The organism is Georgenia satyanarayanai (assembly GCF_023715365.1).
Classification (GTDB): Bacteria; Actinomycetota; Actinomycetes; order Actinomycetales; family Actinomycetaceae; genus Oceanitalea; species Oceanitalea satyanarayanai_B.
Genome location: NZ_JAMBNZ010000005.1, coordinates 62,759 through 80,567 on the forward strand (window position 1 = coordinate 62,759; position 17,809 = coordinate 80,567).

Annotated in this window: 16 protein-coding genes; 4 read left to right on the top strand and 12 right to left on the bottom strand. The window is 72.0% G+C overall.

Going from position 1 to position 17,809, the window contains the following annotated elements; all coding sequences use genetic code 11:
* Positions 1 to 21 precede the first annotated feature (21 nt).
* From nagB to M3148_RS08115, 11 genes are all read right to left on the bottom strand, one after another.
* Positions 22 to 807: a glucosamine-6-phosphate deaminase gene (gene nagB / locus M3148_RS08065; protein ID WP_251304163.1), complete on the bottom strand. Its 786-nt coding sequence runs from the start codon at positions 805 to 807 to the stop codon at positions 22 to 24.
* Positions 808 to 1,081: 274 nt separating this feature from the next.
* Positions 1,082 to 1,366, bottom strand: coding sequence for an HU family DNA-binding protein (locus M3148_RS08070; RefSeq protein WP_110851969.1), 285 nt, complete (start codon positions 1,364 to 1,366; stop codon positions 1,082 to 1,084).
* A gap of 168 nt (positions 1,367 to 1,534) precedes the next feature.
* Complete coding sequence (locus tag M3148_RS08075; RefSeq protein ID WP_251304164.1) at positions 1,535 to 2,239, bottom strand: NADPH-dependent FMN reductase; 705 nt, start codon at positions 2,237 to 2,239, stop codon at positions 1,535 to 1,537.
* A 235-nt stretch (positions 2,240 to 2,474) separates the two neighbouring features.
* The gene (locus M3148_RS08080; RefSeq protein WP_251304165.1) at positions 2,475 to 3,023 is read right to left on the bottom strand and encodes a Uma2 family endonuclease; all 549 of its coding nucleotides are present in this window, start codon (positions 3,021 to 3,023) and stop codon (positions 2,475 to 2,477) included.
* Between the two features lie 103 nt (positions 3,024 to 3,126).
* Positions 3,127 to 3,807 carry an N-acetylmannosamine-6-phosphate 2-epimerase gene (locus M3148_RS08085; RefSeq protein ID WP_251304166.1) on the bottom strand — a complete coding sequence of 227 codons (681 nt, stop codon included), beginning with the start codon at positions 3,805 to 3,807 and terminating at the stop codon, positions 3,127 to 3,129.
* Positions 3,808 to 3,824: 17 nt separating this feature from the next.
* Positions 3,825 to 4,805: an ROK family protein gene (locus M3148_RS08090; protein ID WP_251304167.1), complete on the bottom strand. Its 981-nt coding sequence runs from the start codon at positions 4,803 to 4,805 to the stop codon at positions 3,825 to 3,827.
* A gap of 118 nt (positions 4,806 to 4,923) precedes the next feature.
* Positions 4,924 to 5,850, bottom strand: coding sequence for a dihydrodipicolinate synthase family protein (locus M3148_RS08095; protein WP_251304168.1), 927 nt, complete (start codon positions 5,848 to 5,850; stop codon positions 4,924 to 4,926).
* Positions 5,851 to 5,926: 76 nt separating this feature from the next.
* Entirely contained in the window at positions 5,927 to 6,730 is an 804-nt protein-coding gene (locus tag M3148_RS08100) for an ATP-binding cassette domain-containing protein (protein ID WP_251304169.1), read from the bottom strand.
* Positions 6,727 to 8,700: a dipeptide/oligopeptide/nickel ABC transporter permease/ATP-binding protein gene (locus M3148_RS08105; protein ID WP_251304170.1), complete on the bottom strand. Its 1,974-nt coding sequence runs from the start codon at positions 8,698 to 8,700 to the stop codon at positions 6,727 to 6,729. The genes M3148_RS08100 and M3148_RS08105 overlap by 4 nt, the downstream gene beginning before the upstream one ends.
* A gap of 2 nt (positions 8,701 to 8,702) precedes the next feature.
* On the bottom strand, positions 8,703 to 9,659 hold the full coding sequence (locus M3148_RS08110) for an ABC transporter permease (RefSeq protein WP_251304171.1): 957 nt from the start codon (positions 9,657 to 9,659) through the stop codon (positions 8,703 to 8,705).
* 76 nt (positions 9,660 to 9,735) lie between these two features.
* Positions 9,736 to 11,361, bottom strand: coding sequence for an ABC transporter substrate-binding protein (locus M3148_RS08115; RefSeq protein WP_251304172.1), 1,626 nt, complete (start codon positions 11,359 to 11,361; stop codon positions 9,736 to 9,738).
* A gap of 86 nt (positions 11,362 to 11,447) precedes the next feature.
* Here M3148_RS08115 and M3148_RS08120 point away from each other — a divergent pair, with 86 nt between their 5' ends.
* The 3 genes from M3148_RS08120 to M3148_RS08130 are packed head-to-tail and all read left to right on the top strand — an operon-like array spanning position 11,448 to position 14,313.
* Positions 11,448 to 12,215 carry a FadR/GntR family transcriptional regulator gene (locus M3148_RS08120; RefSeq protein WP_251304173.1) on the top strand — a complete coding sequence of 256 codons (768 nt, stop codon included), beginning with the start codon at positions 11,448 to 11,450 and terminating at the stop codon, positions 12,213 to 12,215.
* Positions 12,212 to 13,246, top strand: coding sequence for a Gfo/Idh/MocA family protein (locus tag M3148_RS08125; RefSeq protein ID WP_251304174.1), 1,035 nt, complete (start codon positions 12,212 to 12,214; stop codon positions 13,244 to 13,246). Before M3148_RS08120 ends, M3148_RS08125 begins: the two co-directional genes overlap by 4 nt.
* On the top strand, positions 13,246 to 14,313 hold the full coding sequence (locus M3148_RS08130) for a Gfo/Idh/MocA family protein (protein WP_251304175.1): 1,068 nt from the start codon (positions 13,246 to 13,248) through the stop codon (positions 14,311 to 14,313). Before M3148_RS08125 ends, M3148_RS08130 begins: the two co-directional genes overlap by 1 nt.
* Here M3148_RS08130 and M3148_RS08135 read toward each other — a convergent pair.
* Positions 14,299 to 14,547 carry an ECF-type sigma factor gene (locus M3148_RS08135; protein WP_251304176.1) on the bottom strand — a complete coding sequence of 83 codons (249 nt, stop codon included), beginning with the start codon at positions 14,545 to 14,547 and terminating at the stop codon, positions 14,299 to 14,301. The two genes, M3148_RS08130 and M3148_RS08135, sit on opposite strands and share 15 nt — an antisense overlap.
* A gap of 209 nt (positions 14,548 to 14,756) precedes the next feature.
* Between M3148_RS08135 and M3148_RS08140 the strand changes: the two genes are divergently transcribed.
* The gene (locus M3148_RS08140; RefSeq protein ID WP_251304177.1) at positions 14,757 to 17,783 is read left to right on the top strand and encodes a discoidin domain-containing protein; all 3,027 of its coding nucleotides are present in this window, start codon (positions 14,757 to 14,759) and stop codon (positions 17,781 to 17,783) included.
* Positions 17,784 to 17,809 lie beyond the last annotated feature (26 nt).

The following is a 17,809-nucleotide window of genomic DNA, read 5'->3' on the forward strand; positions in this document are numbered from 1 at the left end:
TGGCGGTCACACCTGGGTCGCTCAGATCCCCTGCCACTGCCGCTTGGCGGCGTAGGCCTCGCGGTAGTCGTCCGCGCGCTCGAGCAGGCCGGCGGCGGGCTCGTCGAGCAGGACGGTGGCGTGGGGGTGGTGCTGCATGATCGTCGCCGGCCACGACGCGCTGACGGCACCCTCGACGAGCTGCTGGACGGCCGGAGCCTTGCCCTCCCCCGTGGCGATGAGCACGAGGTGGCGGGCCCCCATGATCGTGCCCAGGCCCTGGGTGAAGCACAGGCGGGGCACGGCCTCGACGTCGCCGTCGAAGAAGCGCGCGTTGTCGCTGCGGGTCTGCCGGGCGAGCGGCTGCACCCGGGTGCGGGAGGCCAGCGAGGAGCCGGGCTCGTTGAAGGCGATGTGCCCGTTGGTGCCGATCCCGAGGATCTGCAGGTCCACGCCGCCGGCCTCGGCGATCGTCCGCTCGTAGGCCTCGGCCGCCGCCTGGAGGTCCTCGGCCAGGCCGTCGGGGCCCGTGACGGCGTCGGGGGCGAAGTCGACCCGGCCGACGAGCTCGCGCTCGATGACGTTGCGGTAGCGCTGCGGGTGGTCGGCGGGCAGGCCGATGTACTCGTCGAGGGTGAAGCCGCGGGCCCGGGCGAAGCTGATCTGCCCGGCCTCCTGCCGGCGGACGAGCTCGTCGTACGTGGGCAGCGGGGTGGAACCCGTGGCCAGGCCGAGGACGGCGTCGGGCTTGCGGCTGAGCAGCTGCTCGATGGCGTCCGCGGCGAGCCGAGCGCTCTCCTCCGCACCGGACGTGATGACGACCTCCACCGGACACCTCTTCCTCTGCGAGCGACGTGGTGCGGGCGCACCGCGTTCCACCCTATGTGACCCCACTGCTCACGGCAGGAACTCCCGGCCCGTGGACGGGAGCGCAGGTGCTCGCTCGCGGGGCGGGCTCCCCGGTTCTCCTCGTCGAGGGCGGCGCGGAGGTGGGAGGTCGAAGGACAAGCGGGGAGGTCGGCGCGCCTGGGCCGTCCGGACACAGCAAGGCGGGCAGGACGATGACTCGTCCTGCCCGCCTTGCGGTGATGCCGCTAGGACGTCACTTGTTGGAGACGGCCTTCTTGAGGGCGCTCCCGGCGGAGATCTTGACGCCGTAGCCGGCGGGGATCTGGATCTCGGCGCCGGTCTGGGGGTTGCGGCCGGTGCGCGCGGCGCGCTCGACACGCTCGACGGCGAGGAGGCCGGTGATCTTGACGGCCTCGCCCTTGCTGACGGACTCGACGAGCACGTCCTGCAGCGCCGACAGAGCGGCGTCGGCCTGGGACTTGGTGAGCGAGGAGCGCTCGGCCACGGCGGCGACGAGCTCGGTGCGGTTGACGGACATGAAATCCCTCTCTCAGTCGGCGTGCACACCCTGATGGGTGCGACGGGGCAGACATTACGGCGTCAGAGCGCCCGTTGTCGCCCTCACGCGCCGAGATTTCGGCGTGTCTCTGCGGATCTGTCCGCTTCGTGGGGCGCGTGGGGAGGATGTGACCCGCGCGCGGGTCCCTCAGACGAAGCCCGGGGGACGCTCCAGCGCGCTCGTCGCGCTCCACCCGGCGTCCGTCCCGGAATCTCGCGGCTGCCAGCGCGTCTGGCCGCCGTCGCGGTCCGTCTGCTCACCCTGCTGGTCCCCGAGCTCCTCGTCGGGCGCCCGGAGCAGGTGCATCGCGGCGTCCATCCGCACGAGGGCGTCCATCATGAGCTCCATCCCCTCGACCATCCCGGCGGAGGCCTCCAGCGTGCCCTCGCGGACGGCGGCCTCGGTGACGAAGGGCACGACGACCATCTCGCGCACCGGGTACATCTGCAGGGCGCCGAGCACCGTGCGCAGCGCCTCCGCCCCGCGCAGCCCGCCGGACATCCCCGAGCCGTAGCTGACGATCCCGACCGGCTTGAAGGCCCACTCCTGGACGAGGTAGTCCAGGGCGTTCTTGAGCAGCGCGGAGTAGCCGCGGTTGTACTCGGGGCTGACGACGACGAAGGCGTCGGCGGCGTCGATGCGCCGGGCCCACTGCCGCGTGTGCTCGTGGCGGTGGCAGCCGTAGCGGGGCAGGTCCGGCTCGTCGAAGAGCGGCAGGCCGACGTCGCGCAGATCGATGCGGTCGATGACGAAGGCGCGGTTGGTACCGAGCCGGTCGAGGACCCAGTCGGTGATGTGGTTGCCGAGCCGGTTCGGGCTCGTCGCGGCGTTGAGGACAGCGAGGCGGATCATCGGTGCTCCTGGTCCGGGGACAGCGGCCACGGTATCCGCTCCGCGGGGCGGGTGGCCGGGACCTCCGGCACTGGACCAGTGTCACGCCGCCCGTCCCGCTCCTGCAGGGTGAGGGCCATGAACACCGTGCGCGGCACCGCGGCAGAGCTCGACGACCACCCCGTGCACACCACCGGGGCCCGGCTCGGCGACGCGGCCTGCACTCCTTCGGTCGCGCGAGGTACGCGCGGGTGACCTATGCCGGCGGTGCGACGAGCGCGCTCGGTACGATGTCGACGGCGAAGGGCCTCCGGAGGTGGGCCGTGCCCGTACCGGCCACCTCGGCGGCCGTGACGTACTTGCCGTCCACGAGGTCGAGCGCGAGGACGGCCGGCTCCCGCGGGTCGACGAGCCAGTACGACTCGACGCCGGCCTCCTCGTACTTCGAGCGCTTGAGGATGTGGTCCTTGCGTCGGGTGGACGGCGAGAGCACCTCGACGGCGAGCGCGAGCGGCTTCGTGACGTTCTTCGTACCGGGATCGTCGCGGACGACGAGCAGGTCGGGCTGCAGGGAGGTGCGGCGGTCCGGGCGCCAGTCGAAGGGCGCGAGCAGCACCTCGAAGACGGGCCGGCAGGCGGCCCGCAGCAGGAGGTGCAGGTTGCCGACGGCGCGCTGGTGCGCCCGCACCGGGGCCGGGGTCACGAGGAGGAGCCCGTCGAGCAGCTCGTACTGCAGGCCGTCCTCGGGGATCCGGTCGAGGTCATCGACCGTCCACTCCTCGCCCGTGCGCGGCATGACCGTCATGGCGCCCATGGTCCTCCCTCACCGCCGCACTGTCAGCACCTGCCATCACCCGATCGTGGCAGGAGTGGCCGCGGCGCGAGCGGGCGATCCACAGGGGGCAGCGCTAGCCGCCCGTCACAGCCTCGTGGAACCAGCTGGTGATGGTCGTCGGGTGGGTGATCGCCGTGCCGACCACGACGGCGAAGGCCCCCCGGTCGATGGCGTCCCTCGCCTGGGCCGGGGTGTGGACGCGCCCCTCGACGACGACCGGTCGCCGGCAGCGGGAGACCATCTGGTCGATGAGCTCGACGTCGGGCCCAGGGGTCTTCTCCCGCTCGCCCGAGTAGCCGGCCAGCGTGGTCCCGACGACGTCGGCGCCGGCGTCCTCCGCGGCGAGGGCGTCGTCGAGGCTGCCGCAGTCGGCCATGACGAGGACGCCGGGGTGCTGCTCGCGCAGACCGGCGATCGTCTCGGCGAGGCTGCGCCCGTCCGGGCGCGGGCGGCGGGTGCCGTCGAGCGCGACGATGTCCGCCCCGGCCTCGGCCACCGCGAGCGCGTGCTCGAGGGTGGGGGTGATGAAGACGTCGTCCTCCCCGTCCTTCCACAGGCCGGTGAGGGGGACGTCGGTGGACCCGGCGATGAGCCGGATGTCCTCCAGCCCCTGGGCCCGCAGCCCGGCCGCTCCCCCGGCCACGACGGCCTGGGCCATGCGCTGCATGATCTGCGGCTCGCGCAGCGGCTCGCCGGGGTAGGCCTGGCAGGAGACGATGAGGCGCCCGCGCAGGCGCTCGAGGACCGGTGACATACGGGTTCCTTCGGGGTTCAGTCGCGCGCGTCGAGGGCGGTGCGGGCAGCACCGAGGACGGCGGCCACCGGGCCGAGCGCGGAGGGACGGACGGGGATGTCGGCGAGCGGCTCGATGAGCTCCGCGCGCAGGGCGGCGTCCATGGGCCCCCACCACAGCGGCCCGGCCTGGCTCATGCCGCCACCGACGACGACGACGGCCGGATCGAGCACGGTGACGGCGCCGGCCACGGAGCGGCCCACGGCGACGGCGGACTCCCGCACGGCGCGCTCGGCGACCTCGTCCCCGGCGGCGGCGCGGGCGCACACCTCACGGGTGTCGGCGACGGCCGCGTCACCGCCCAGGCGCAGGTAGTGGCGGTGGAGGGCCGGGCCGGAGCCGAGGGCCTCGAGGTGGCCGGGGCGTCCGCACCCGCAGCGCAGCCCAGTGGCGTCGGGGCTGGGCTGGTGGCCCAGCTCACCCGCCACGTGGTGCGCACCGCGCAGCGGACGGCCACCGAGGACGACGCTCGCGCCCACCCCGGTGCCGACGGCGACCATGAGGACGCTGTCCGCGCCGGCCGCGGCGCCGAGCCAGACCTCGCCGCCGGCGTGCGCGTCGACGTCGTTCTCGACCGTGACGGTGCCCTCGCCGACGACGTCACCCAGGCGGGCACGCAGCCCGCCACGCACGTCGGTCCCGGTCCACCCGCGGATGGCGTCGGTGGCCGAGAGGATCGTGCCGGTCGTCGTGTCGACGACGCCGGCGGTGCCGACCCCGAGCCCGCTCACGGCGACGGGCCCGGAGAGCTCCGTCGTCGTGCCGTCGGGCGCGGTGAGGGTGCCGCCGTGGGCGACGACGTCACGCACGAGGCCGGCAACGGCGTCGAGCACCGCCTCCGGCCCGGCGGTGGCGGGGGTCGGGACGGAGCGGACCGGGCCGACTGCCCCGTCCGCGCGCACCAGGGCGGCCGCGGTCTTCGTTCCTCCGAGGTCGACCCCGACGACGACGTCGCTCACGTGTGGTCCTCTCTGGATGGCGCCGAGGAGTCCGGCTGTCGGCGCCACGGGTGGTGCTGGCGCGGAGCTGCCCTGCCGACGGCCGGGTCTCTCCGGCCGTCGGCAGGAAGGGTAGACGTCAGACGCGGGCCGCCATGGTCGCGTCCACGATCGCCGCGATTCGGGCAACCGTCGCCTCGTCGAGCGGCTCGACCGGGAAGGCCATCGTCGCGCTGGGGATGAGGCCCAGGTGGTGCATGGCCGTCTTGAAGGCGCCGACGCCGGACGCGTCGCCCGAGCGGCCCTGCGCCTGGAACACGATCTCGAAGAGGGCGGCGAGGCGGTCCTGCTCCTCGCGGGCACGGGTCCAGTCGCCGGCCTGCGCGGCCTGCCACAGGCGGGCGTATCCGCCCGGGTCGACGTTGCCGAGGCCGGGGACCACGCCGTCGGCGCCGAGCAGGAGCATCCCGTCGACGACGACCTCGTGGCCGGTGAGCACCGCGAGCGGGCTGCCCGCGGCGGCGTTGGCGGCCACGAGACGGCGGAAGCCGACGTCGTCGCCCGAGGAGTCCTTGACGCCGGCGAGGACGCCGTCGCTGCCGAGGCGCATGAGGAGATCCGTGGGCAGCTTGGTGCGCACGCGCACCGGGATGTCGTAGGCGAACAGCGGCAGCCCGGTGGCCGCGGCGACGGCCCGGAAGTGGCGCTCGATCTCCGCCACGTCGTTCATCGCGTAGAGCGGGGCGGTGGCGACGACCGCGTCGGCGCCGGCCTCGGCGGCCCGGCGGGCGGCCTGGGCGACGCGCCCGCTCGTCGTGTCGATGGCGCCGACGAGCACGGGCACCCGGCCGGCGACGGCGGCGACGACCGTGCGGACGACGACGTCGCGCTGCGTGTCGTCGAGGTAGGCGACCTCACCGGTCGAGCCGAGGGCGAAGACACCGTGGACGCCCCCGGTGACGAGGTGCTCGACGACCGCGGTGAGCGTCGTCGTGTCCACCTCGCCCTCGGTGGTGAAGGGCGTGATGACGGGCGGGATGATGCCGTGGAAGGGGGTGGTGGTCACGAAGAAGCTCCATTCGGGGGCGGCACGGGCCGCGGGTGGTTCGGTGCTGAGGTCGGGCGGGGCAGAGAGGCGCTGCTCACCCCGCTAGGAGGGACGGCGCGGCGCCGAGCAGCGTCCGCGTGTACGCGTCCTGCGGGCTGGCGAAGACCTCCTCGGCGGGGCCGAGCTCGACGAGCCGGCCGCGGTTCATCACGGCGATCTCGTCCGAGACGTAGCGCACCGTCTGGATGTCGTGGGAGATGAAGACCATCGCCAGCCCGAGCTCGGACTTGATGTCGGCGAGCAGGTTGAGGATCTGGGCGCGCACGGAGACGTCGAGGGCCGAGGTCGGCTCGTCGGCGACGATGACGTCGGGGTCCAGGACGAGGGCGCGGGCGATCGCCACGCGCTGGCGCTGCCCGCCGGACAGCTGGGTGGGCAGCATGCCCAGGGCGGAGGTCGGCAGGCCGACGAGCTGGATGAGCTCGCGGACCTTCGCCGCGCGCTCCTTGCCGCTGCCGATGCCGTGGACGTCGAGCGGGTCGCGCAGCGCGTCGCGGATGACCATGCGCGGGTTGAGCGCCGTCGCGGGGTCCTGGAACACCGCCGACACGACCCGGCCGATCTCCTTGCGCTGGCGGGCGTTGCGCTTGCCCGTCAGCCGGCCCTTGAACCACACCTCACCGGAGGTGGGCTGCTCGAGACCGAGGAGGATGCGCGCCGTCGTCGTCTTGCCGCTGCCCGACTCCCCCACGATGCCGAGGGTGCGGCCGGGCATGACGCTCAGGCTCACGCCGTCGACGGCGTTGACCTTGACCGGCGTGAACAGCGTGCCGCTCCGGGAGGCGTACACGACGCGGACGTCGCGCAGCTCGATGACCGGCGTCGTGGTCTGGCTCATCGCAGGGCTCCCGTCGCGAGGACCGGCGCGTCGTCGACGTGCGCGGCGTAGTAGTGCTCGGTGCCCTCGATTTTGCGGAGCACGGGCCTGGTGTCCAGGCCGACGTCGGGCCGTGAGGAGCGCGGGGCGAACCGGTCGCCGGCGGGGAAGTCCCGCGGGGAGGGCACTGTTCCGGGCACCTGGTGGAGTCGGTCGGCACCGGACTCGATGGACAGCACCGCGCCGAGGAGACCGCGGGTGTACTCGTGGACGGGCTGGGTGAGGAGGTCCCGGGTGGGGGCCTGCTCGACGACCTGGCCGGCGTACATGACGGTGATGCGGTGGGCGAGCTCGGCGACGAGCGCGAGGTCGTGGCTGATGAAGACCATCGCGAAGCCGAGCTTCTCGCGCAGCTCGTTGAGCAGGTCGATGACCTGCGCCTGCACCGTGACGTCCAGGGCCGTCGTGGGCTCGTCCGCGATGATGAGGCTGGGGTCGCGGGTGAGCGCCATGGCGATGAGCACTCGCTGGCGCTGGCCGCCGGAGAGCTCGTGCGGGTAGCTGCCCAGGGTGCGCTCGGGCTCCAGGCCGACGAGCTCGAGGAGCTCCTCCGCCGTGCGGGTGCCGCCGCGCTTGGTCAGCTGCCGCATCTGGGTGCGGATGAGCATCGAGGGGTTGAGCGAGCTCAGCGCGTCCTGGTAGACCATCGCGATGTGGTGGCCGCGCAGCGCGCCCCGCTCCTTGGCCGGCATCGTGAGCAGGTCCTTGCCCTTGTAGAGGATCTCGCCGCTCACCTCGGCGCCGCGGTCGATGAGGCCCATGATCGTCAGGCCGGTGATCGACTTGCCGCAGCCGGACTCACCGACCAGGGCCATCGTCTCCCCGGGGCGGACCATAAAGGAGACGTTGTCGACGATGTTGACCTCGCCGTGGCGCTCCGGGAAGCGGATGCACAGGTTGCGGACCTCGAGGAGCGGCGGCTCGTCGCGGTCGTAGACGAGGCGGTCGTCGCGGGTGAGCTCGACCTCGCGGAGCTGGGCGAGCTGCTCCTCCAGGGAGGTGCCGGGCGCCGGGGCGTGGATCGCGGCGGCGGCGCGGGCCGGGGCGGCGACCTCGTCCCGCGTGGTGAGGCCCTTGCCGGTGGGCTTGGGTGCGACCATCGCGTCGGTGAGGCCCTCGGAGAAGATGTTGAGGCACAGGACGGTGAGCATGATCGCCAGGCCCGGGAAGAAGGTCGCCCACCAGTAGCCGCTCATGACGAGGTCACGGCCGGCGGCGATGATGTTGCCCCACGAGGGGTCGGGGTCGGGCACGCCGGCCTGGATGAAGGACAGCGAGGCCTCGAAGATGATCGCGTCGGCGACGAGGACGGTGGCGAAGACCATGACCGGCGCGATGGTGTTCCGGGCGACGTGCTTGGCGACGATCCACGGCGTCGAGGCGCCCATGACCTTCGTCGCGGCGACGTAGTCCTCCCCGTAGGCGGCCAGCACGTTGGCGCGGACCACGCGGGTGAGCTGGGGGGTGTAGAGAAAGGCGATCGTCAGGACGAGCACCGGCAGCGAGCGGCCGAGGACGCTGACGAAGACGGCGGCGAGGGCGATGCCGGGGAAGGACATGATGATGTCCATGACCCGCATGACGATCTCGGAGACCTTCCTGCCCGCCGTCGCCGCGACGGAGCCGAGGATCGCCGCGGCCGTGAGGGCCACGAGGGTGGCGCCGAGGCCGATGACGAGGGAGTAGCGGGCGCCGTAGACGACGCGGGAGAAGATGTCGCGGCCCTGGCGGTCGGTGCCGAACCAGTTCTCACCGCTGGGCGGCTGCACCGGCGAGCCGCTGGCGAGCGGGCCGTGGGTGGTCACGAGCGGTGCGAACACTGCCATGAGCGCGACGAGCAGGACGACGCCGAGGGAGATCTTGGCGCCCAGGGGCAGGGAGCCGAGCCGCAGGCCGGGCGTGGAGAGGCGTTCGGTGAGCTTGCGTCGCACGGTCACACCGTCCTGATCCGCGGGTTGACGAGCACGTAGAGCATGTCGACCACGATGTTGATGATGACGAAGGCGAGGGCCACGGTGAGGGTCACGCCCTGGACGAGGTTGGGCTCGTTGTTCGTGACGCCGTTGAGGATGAGCGTGCCCATGCCGGGCAGCGCGAAGATCACCTCGATGACGACGGCGCCTCCGATGAGGTAGCCGATGCGCAGACCGAGCACGGTGATCGGCGTGATGAGCGCGTTGCGCAGGACGTTGCGTCCGACGACCTCGTAGCGCGGGACCCCGCCGCCGATGGCGGTACGCACGTAGTCCCGGTCGAGCTCCTCGACGACGGCGGTCCGCACGACGCGGATGAGCGAGCCGGCCACGGGCACACCGAGCGCAAAGGCCGGCAGCGCCATCCGCGCGAAGAAGCCACCGGGGTCCTCACTGAGGGCGGGCATGGGCCCGGAGGCTGGCAACCACCCCAGACCGAGCGTGACTCCCTGGATGAGGAGGACCGCGAGCCAGAAGGAGGGGGTCGCCAGGCAGGCGACGGAGAGCAGCCGGATGGCCTGGTCGGGCCAGCGGTCGCGGTACAGCGCTGCGACGACCCCGAAGACGAAGGCCGCGACGACGGCGATGACGAGTCCGAGGAAGGTGAGCTGGAGGGTCAGCGGGAAGGCGCGGGTCACCTCGTCGACGACCGGTATCTGTCGGGCGCTGTACGTGCCGAGGTCCCCCTGGAAGAGGCCGAGAAGAAAGGCCCAGTACCGCACGAGCAGGGGGTCGTTGAGCCCGTGGGACTCGCGGTAGGCGGCACGTGCCTCCAGCGAGGCGCCCTCGCCCAGCGCGTTGATCGCAGGATCGACCGGTGAGAAGGACATCACCAGGAAGACGAGGAGGGTGATGCCCAGAATCATCACAGGCAGCTGGAGAAGACGCCGCCCCGTCAGACGCAGCAGTGCGGTCACACTCGGGACTCCTTACCGGGAGTGGGTGGTGGGGGTGTGGCGGCCCGGTGGGTGCCGGGCCGCCACACCCGGGATGTCACTGTGCAGCGACGCCGACGTCGAGGAACGACAGTCCGGTGAGGGGCACCGGGGCGAAGCCGACGAGCTCGTCGCTGGACCACGCGGTGGGCAGCTGACGGTGGAACAGCGGGTACAGCGGGACCTGCTCCGACATGAGGTCGATGGCCTGGTTCCACAGCTCCTGCTGCTCCTCGCCGCCCGTCCGGACGGCAGCGTCCATCAGCTCGGTGAGCTGGGCGTACTCCTCGGTGTCGGCCCACGCGGTGCGCGTCTGGGTCCACACGTTGTCCCCGTACCACCAGCGCATGAGGATGTCGGGGTCGTTGCCGAAGACGGAGGGGTCACCGGGGGCGACCATGACCTCGTAGTCGCCGCTGTCGACCTTCGTGTACTGGCCACCGGACTGACCGATGTCGAGCGTGGTGCTGATCCCGACGGCGTCGAGGTCCTCCTTGATGAGCGGCGCGACGTCGGCGACCCAACCCGTGTCGGTGGTGAGGAGGGTGATGTCGAGGGAGTCCACGCCGGCCTCGGCGAGCAGCTCCTTGGCGAGGTCCGGGTCGTAGTCGTAGACGGACGCGGCCTCGTTGTAGTTCGGGTGGGTCTCCGGCAGGAAGCTCGTGGCCGCTGAGGCGTTGCCGAGCAGGCCCGTCTCGATGATCGACTCCGTGTCGATGGCGTAGTGGAACGCCTGACGTACGCGCGGGTCGTCGAAGGGCTCCGCGTCGGTGTTGAACATGAGGAAGAGCAGACCGAAGGACTGCACCGACTCGAGCTCGACACCGGGCGTGTTCTGCAGTGTGGGGACGTCGATGTAGGGCACGTCCTCGATGGCGTGGACGGTCCCCGAGCTCATCGCGGTGACGCGCGCGGCAGAGTCGGACAGCAGCTGCCAGTTCATGCCCGCGGCCTGCGCGGGCCGCGGCCCGGTGTAGTCGTCGAAGCGCTCGAACACGATCGCGTCGTCAGGGGTCGCCGAGACGAGGCGGTAGGGGCCGGTGCCGACGGGCAGGGAGTTGAAGGACTCGTAGTCGGACTCGACCAGCGCCTCGGGCACGACCTTGACGACCGAGAGCCGCTCCGGGACGAGGGAGAACTCATAGCCCAGGTTGAACTGGACGGTGGTCTCGTCGACGGCCTCGACGGACTCGATGAAGTCGATGAAGTCGCGGTAGAAGGAGTTGTTCTCCGGGTCCATCACGCGCTCGAAGCTGTAGACGACGTCGTCTGCCGTCACGGGGGTGCCGTCGTGGAAGACGGCACCGTCACGGAGCGTCACCTGCCACGTCGTCGCGTCCACCTGCGTGGGAAGGTCTGCGCCGAGGGCGGCATAGACCTCGCGGGTGGCGGGGTCGAGCTCGGTGACCCCCTCGAGGGTGTGCCAGTTGGCCGCGACGGTGACGGCTCCAGACGTCGTCATCGGGTCGAACCCCCCGCTGAGGGAGTAGGAGATCCCGGCCTCGATGATCGCGTCGGGGTCGACCTCGCCGGACGCGGCGGGCGTACCGTCCGCATCGGCCGAGGGGTCCTCGCCCTCCGCGTCCCCACCACCGCACGCGGTGAGGGCGAGCGCGCCGGCGAGGACGGCAGCGGCAACGCCGGTGGTCCTGCGCTGCGGGCGGGTGAAGGATGATGTCCGCATGTGTGCTCTCTCCTATGAGACAGATGACGTCTGATGTCCGACGTAGTACCGTGACCCTAGACGGACTCCTGGCGAAAGGTCAACCAATGGCGATCCCCTCCCGGGCACAGGCGGCCGGGACCGGCCGACGACGGCCGTCCACGGCCGACAAGATCAAGGACTACATCCTCATGAACGGGCTTCAGCCCGGCGACAGCCTTCCCACGGAGGCCGAGCTGTGCGAGCTGCTCGAGGTGTCCCGGTCCAACCTCCGGGAGGCGGTCCGCACCCTGACGACGCTCAACATCGTCTCCGTGCGCCACGGCCACGGGACCTTCGTGGGCGACATGAGCCTTGACGCCCTCGTCGAGTCGCTCGTCTTTCGCGGTGTCCTCATCCCCGGCGACGACCTCCAGGCCCTGCGGGACATCGTCGAGGTGCGCCAGGCGCTGGACACCGCGATGGCGCACAAGGTCGCCGCCACGCTCCGGGGCACGCACAACCCCGATCTCCACGACCTCGTCGAGCAGATGGTCGAGATCGCCTCCCGCGGCGAGGTCTTCCCCGCGCAGGACCGCGCCTTCCACACCTCGCTGCTCGCACGCATCGACAACACCCTCGTCGGCCAGCTCGTCGGGGCCTTCTGGGACGTCCACACCGCGGTCATGCCACGCCTGGGCATCAGCCTGCCTGCGGACCTCGTCCAGACGGCCAGAGCCCACGGCGAGATGCTCGAGGCCGCGGAGGACGGGGACGCCGACGCCCTCATCGCCTCGGTCGGCAGTCACTACGAGCCGATCATGCGCGCCCTCGACGGCGCCCGGCGCGATCCCGACGTGGAATCCGTCGCCCCCGCAGCGGGGATGCGCCGGTGACGCCGCTCGGGGTCACCGTCGTCGGGACGGGGGCCTTCGCCCGCGAGCACCTCCTCGCGCTGCAGCGGGTGCCGCGGCTGCGTGTCGCGTGGGTCGCCGGTACGGACCTCGACCGCGCCGAGGAGCTCGCCCGCATCGTCGGAGCACGAGCCACGACCGACATCCACGCCGCTGTCACGGATGCCGCCGTCCACGCCGTCGACGTCGTCAACGCGACGCCCGGTCACGCCGCGTGGACGATCGCCGCCGGCCACGCGGGCAAGCACGTGCACGTCGACAAGCCGGCGGCGCTGTCCCTCGGCCAGCTCGACGCGATGGTCGCTGCAACCGCCGGGACGAGCCTCATGGTCGGGCAGACGGTGCGCTTCCAACCAGCAGTGCGGCGCCTCGCCCAGGCCGTCCAGGAGGGACGCGTCGGGGACCCTCGACTGCTCCACATCACCTGGTACACGGGCCACGCATGGCCCGGCGGCTGGCGCAGCTGGCAGCTGGACCCGGCCCTGTCCGGCGGCCACCCGGTGCACAACGGCACGCACATCCTCGACGCCGCCACCTGGCTCCTGGGCTCCGCCCCCACGGAGGTCTTCGCCCGCGGGATGCGGACCTTCTCCCCCGACATGGAGTCCCCCGACTCCTTCCAGGTGCAGCTCCGCACGGCCGACGGCGGGCTCGCGACCCTCGAGCTCTGCTACGCCCTGCGCCAGCGCGGTGACATGCTGCGCCGCGTCGTCCTCGTCGGCACCGGCGGCACCCTGAGCCACACGACGGAGAACGAGCCCGGCCTCACGTCCGACGCCGCCCGCCCGGCCCCCCTCTCGCTCGACGGCGCCCTGCGCGACCAGCTCGAGCACTGGGCCGACGTCGTCACCGGAGCGGCCGAGCCCCTCGTGCGCACTGAGGAGGTGCGGGCCGCGCTGGCCGCTGCGCTCGCCGCCCAGCGCTCGCTCGTCACCGGCCGGCGGGTCCACGTCACCGAGATCGAGGGCGACCCGGACGTCGGGGCCCACGCCAGTGTCGAGGAGGTCCTGTGATGGTGCTGCGGATCGGTGTCCTCTCCGCGGTGCGGCACGCCGCGGACTACTTGCGCATCCTCGGCCAGGACGAGCGGGTCGAGCTCGTCGCCGTGGCCGAGGAGCCCTCGGCGCCCGACTGGGTGCGCGGCGACTCCCGCGCCGCGGCCGAGCGCGCCGGCGTCCGATACACCGAGGACGTCGAGGAGGTCCTCGACCCCGAGCGGGTCGACCTCGTCCTCGTGTGCGGCGCGCCCACCCGCCACGCCCGCCTCGCGCTCGCGGCGCTGCTCGCCGGCGTCGACGTCCTCGTCGACAAGCCCGTGGCCACCACCCTCGACGACGCGGACGCCCTCGTCGCCGCGGCCGAGCGCACCGGACGCGTGTGCGCCGTCGTCAACCGGACCCACGCCCCCGCCCTGCGCCGCACGCGTGCCTGGGTGGACGCCGGGCACATCGGCCTGCCGCGGCACGTCGACATGGAGTTCTTCGCCTCGGGCGACCACTTCGCCACCTCGGTGGAGCGTCCCGAGCTCGTCGTGGACCCTGCCCTGTCCGGCGGCGGGGAGGTGCTCAACTTCCTCGGCTACTGCGTCGATGCCATCGGGTACCTCACGGGCCTGCCGGTCCTGGAGGTGCATGCCTTCACCGGCACCCTGTTCTCCGAGCTCCACGCCGCCCACGACGTCGAGGACAGTGCCGTCGTGAGCCTGCTGCTCGAGCGCGGGGTCACCGCCACGGTGACGCTCGGGCGCGTCCCCTTCGCCCCCGGAACCACCCCGACGACGAGCTCGCTACGACTGCTCGGCTCCCACGGCCACGCGGTCGCCGACGACGACAAGCCCGCCATCGGCGTGTTCGGGCCCGACGGCGCGGACGCGCTCGTCGCCGACGCCGGGCAGGTGGCCCTCGAGCGCTACCTGCGCCACGTCGTCGACTCGTTGCTGGCCGGCACGGCGCCGGACTACACCGTGCTCGAGGCCCGTGACGCCGTCGCCATCATCGACGCCGCCTACCGCTCGGCCCGGACCGGGGACGTCGTCGCCCTCACGCGGACCCCGCTGCCGGCGCCCTCAGGCCTGGCGTGACTCCCGCCGGGAGCCGCCGTACCGCTTGTGGACGGCCTGCTTGGAGACCCCGAGCAGGACGGCGATCTCGGCCCAGGTCAGTCCTCGGGCACGGGCGCGCCTGACGAGCAGGGCCTCTCGGCGGTCGGTCTGCCTGCGTAACTCGCAGAGCGCGTGAAGGGCGGCGACGACGTCACCGTCGTCGTCGACGGACTGGGCGAGCGCACTCATCGGGACCTCCTCGGTGCCGGCCATGGCGTCAACCTACGTTGACGTCTGCGGCTCTGTCAACCGTAGTTGACGGAGCGTCGGCCGCTTGACAGCGGATATCAGTCGTATAACGTCTGACGTCTGGTGTCTACCCGCACCTTGGTACTGGTCATGGCGCCCCGGTGAGTCCAACCCGCACGACCCACCGGGCGCCCTCTCGGGCGAAGTCGCCCGGAAAGGTTCACATGTCACTGATGACGAGACGACGCGTGGCGGCCGGCCTGGCCGCCGTGCTCACGACCGGCCTGCTGGGCGTGACTCCGGTCCACGCCGCCGAGAACGCCCGCGACTACGACGCCGCCTGGGGAGGGGAGCCCTTCTACGAGGAGCAGCAGCTGGCGACAAACGGCGAGGGCTTCGCCAACTACCGCATCGCCGCGCTCGCCGTGGCGAACAACGGGGACGTCCTCGCGTCCTACGACGGGCGACCGACGGCCGCGGACTCCCCCGGCCCCAACTCCATCCTCCAGCGGCGCAGCACCGACGACGGCGAGACCTGGGGGGAGCAGACCGTCATCGCCCAGGGCAAGGAGGAGGCACCGATCCACGGCTACTCCGACCCCAGCTACGTCGTGGACCGGGAGACCGGCTCGATCTTCAACTTCCACGTGTACTCGCTGGACCGCGGCTTCGGCAACAGCCAGCCCGGGACGGACCCGGAGGACCGCAACGTCATCCACGCCAACGTCGCCCGCTCCGACGACAACGGCGAGACGTGGACGCACCGGACGATCACCGCTGACATCACCACGGACGTGGAGACCTGGCGCAGCCGCTTCGCGGCGTCCGGTCAGGGCATCCAGCTGAAGTACGGTCCCCACGCGGGCCGCCTCATCCAGCAGTACACGATCGTCAACACCGCGCTGAACACCTACCAGGCGGTGAGCGTGTACTCCGACGACCACGGCGAGACCTGGCAGGCGGGTGAGCCGGTCGGCACCGGGATGGACGAGAACAAGACCGTCGAGCTGTCCGACGGCCGGGTCATGCTCAACTCCCGTGACTCCCAGCGCTCCGGGTTCCGCAAGGTCGCGATCTCCGAGGACGGCGGACACTCCTACGGCGAGGTCACCCTCGACCGGGAGCTTCCCGACCCGGCCAACAACGCCTCGATCGTCCGGGCCTTCCCGAACGCCGAGCAGGGCTCGGCCGAGGCCAAGGTTCTCCTCTTCTCCAACGCCGCCAGCTCCAGCACGCGGAGCAACGGCACCATCCGGATGTCGTGCGACGACGGCCGCACCTGGCCCGTCGCGCGCACCTTCCAGCCCGGCGGCATGGCGTACTCGACGCTCGTCACCCAGCCGGACGGCAGCATCGGCCTCCTCTACGAGCCCGACGCCGGCTACGGCGGCATCCGCTACGCGAAGCTCAACCTCGCCTGGCTCGGCGGAGTCTGCGCCGCCGTCGCGGCCGACGACGTCGCGACCGGCCCCGGCACGACGGCGGACGTTCCCGTGACGGTGACCAACCAGACGTCCGAGGACCTCACCGGTGCGGCGCTGTCCCTCGACCTGCCCGAGGGCTGGGACGAGGCCGGTGCCGAGGTGCCGACCGTGGCCGCCGGCGCCTCCGCCACGGTGACCGTCCGGGTCACGGTGCCCGACGACGCCTTCGCGGGCCAGTACCCCGTCGACATCACGCTGACGACGGACCAGGGCACGTCCTCCGGGTCCCTCACCGTCACGGTCGACGCCGCTGAGGGCGAGGTCCTCACCGTCGTGCCGAGCGTGACCGACGCGAGCGCGAGCGGGGAGTACCTGCCCGGGGAGCGGCTGTCCTTCGCCTACCGGGTCACCAACATCTCCGACGAGATCGTGTCGGTCGTCCCGCAGTCGGCGAACCTGGAGGGCTTCAACCCTCCCGGGGCGCCGAACTGCCGCTTCCAGAACCTCGCGCCGGGCACGAGCTACACCTGCACCACCGGGTACCGCACCCTGACCCAGGACGACCTCGACGCCGGCTCCTTCACGCCGCAGACCTCGTGGACCGCCCTGCGGGGCAGCTACTCCGGCCCGGAGATCGCCACGCTCGAGCGCAACGCCCCCACCGTCCCGGTGAGCGCGCCGGAGAACCTCCTCCCGCAGGACCAGCTGACGGTCGCCGACGTCTCCAGCGAGGAGACGACGCAGGCACAGACCCCGGCGACGAACGCGATCGACGGTGACCCGGGGACGATCTGGCACACCGAGTGGGACGACGCCATGGGTCCCCACCACATCACCCTCGACCTCGGCGGTGACTACACGGTCCAGACCCTGCGCTACCTCGCCCGACAGACCGGCGGCACCAACGGGATGCTGCGGGACTACGCCGTGCGCGTCTCCGCCGATGGGCAGAGTTGGGGCGAGCCGGTTGCCGAGGGCATGCTCGCGCAGTCCACCGCGCCGCAGACCATCGAGCTCGAGCCGGCCGAGGGCCGCTACGTGCGCCTGGACTTCCTCACGTCCTACAGCGACTGGAGCAACCACTTCGCCTCGGCGGCCGAGCTCAACGTCCAGGCAGCGCCCGTGGAGGAGCCGGAGGAGCCGGTCGTAACGCAGCGGTACGGGTTCTTCCTCAACGACGGCTGGGACGGTAAGCCCGAGCACGTGTTCCAGTACGGCCGGTACACCGATGAGGTGCTCATCGGTGACTGGGACGGTGATGGCCGGGACACGATCACCGTGCGCCGGGGGAACCGCTTCTTCGTCAGCAACGCCCCGCGGGGCGGGGTGGCGGACAGCGTGTTCAGCTACGGGCGTGCGGGTGACGTCGTCCTGGTCGGTGACTGGAACGGGGACGGCACCGACACCCTGGCGGTGCGTCGCGGGGCCCAGTACCACGTGAAGAACTCCCTGGCGGGTGGGAAGGCGGACCACGTCATCACCTACGGCCGCGCCGGTGACGTGGTCATGGTCGGTGACTGGGACGGCAACGGGAGCGACACCTTCGCGGTGCGGCGCGGGGCGACCTACTACGTGAAGAACTCCATGCGTGGTGGGCCCGCGGACCGGACGTTCACCTACGGCCGGGCGACGGACGTGACGCTGGCCGGTGACTGGGACGGCAACGGCACCGACACCTTCGCGGTCCGGCGTGGGAATGAGTACTTCGTGAAGAACTCCCTCGCCGGTGGTCCCGCGGACTTCTCCGTGGCGTTCGGCCGCGCCGGTGACGAGGTGCTCGTGGGTGACTGGAACGGCGACGGCCGCGACACCCTCGGCGTGCGCCGCACCCCGTAGGCGACGCAGCCCTCGCAGACGCGCAG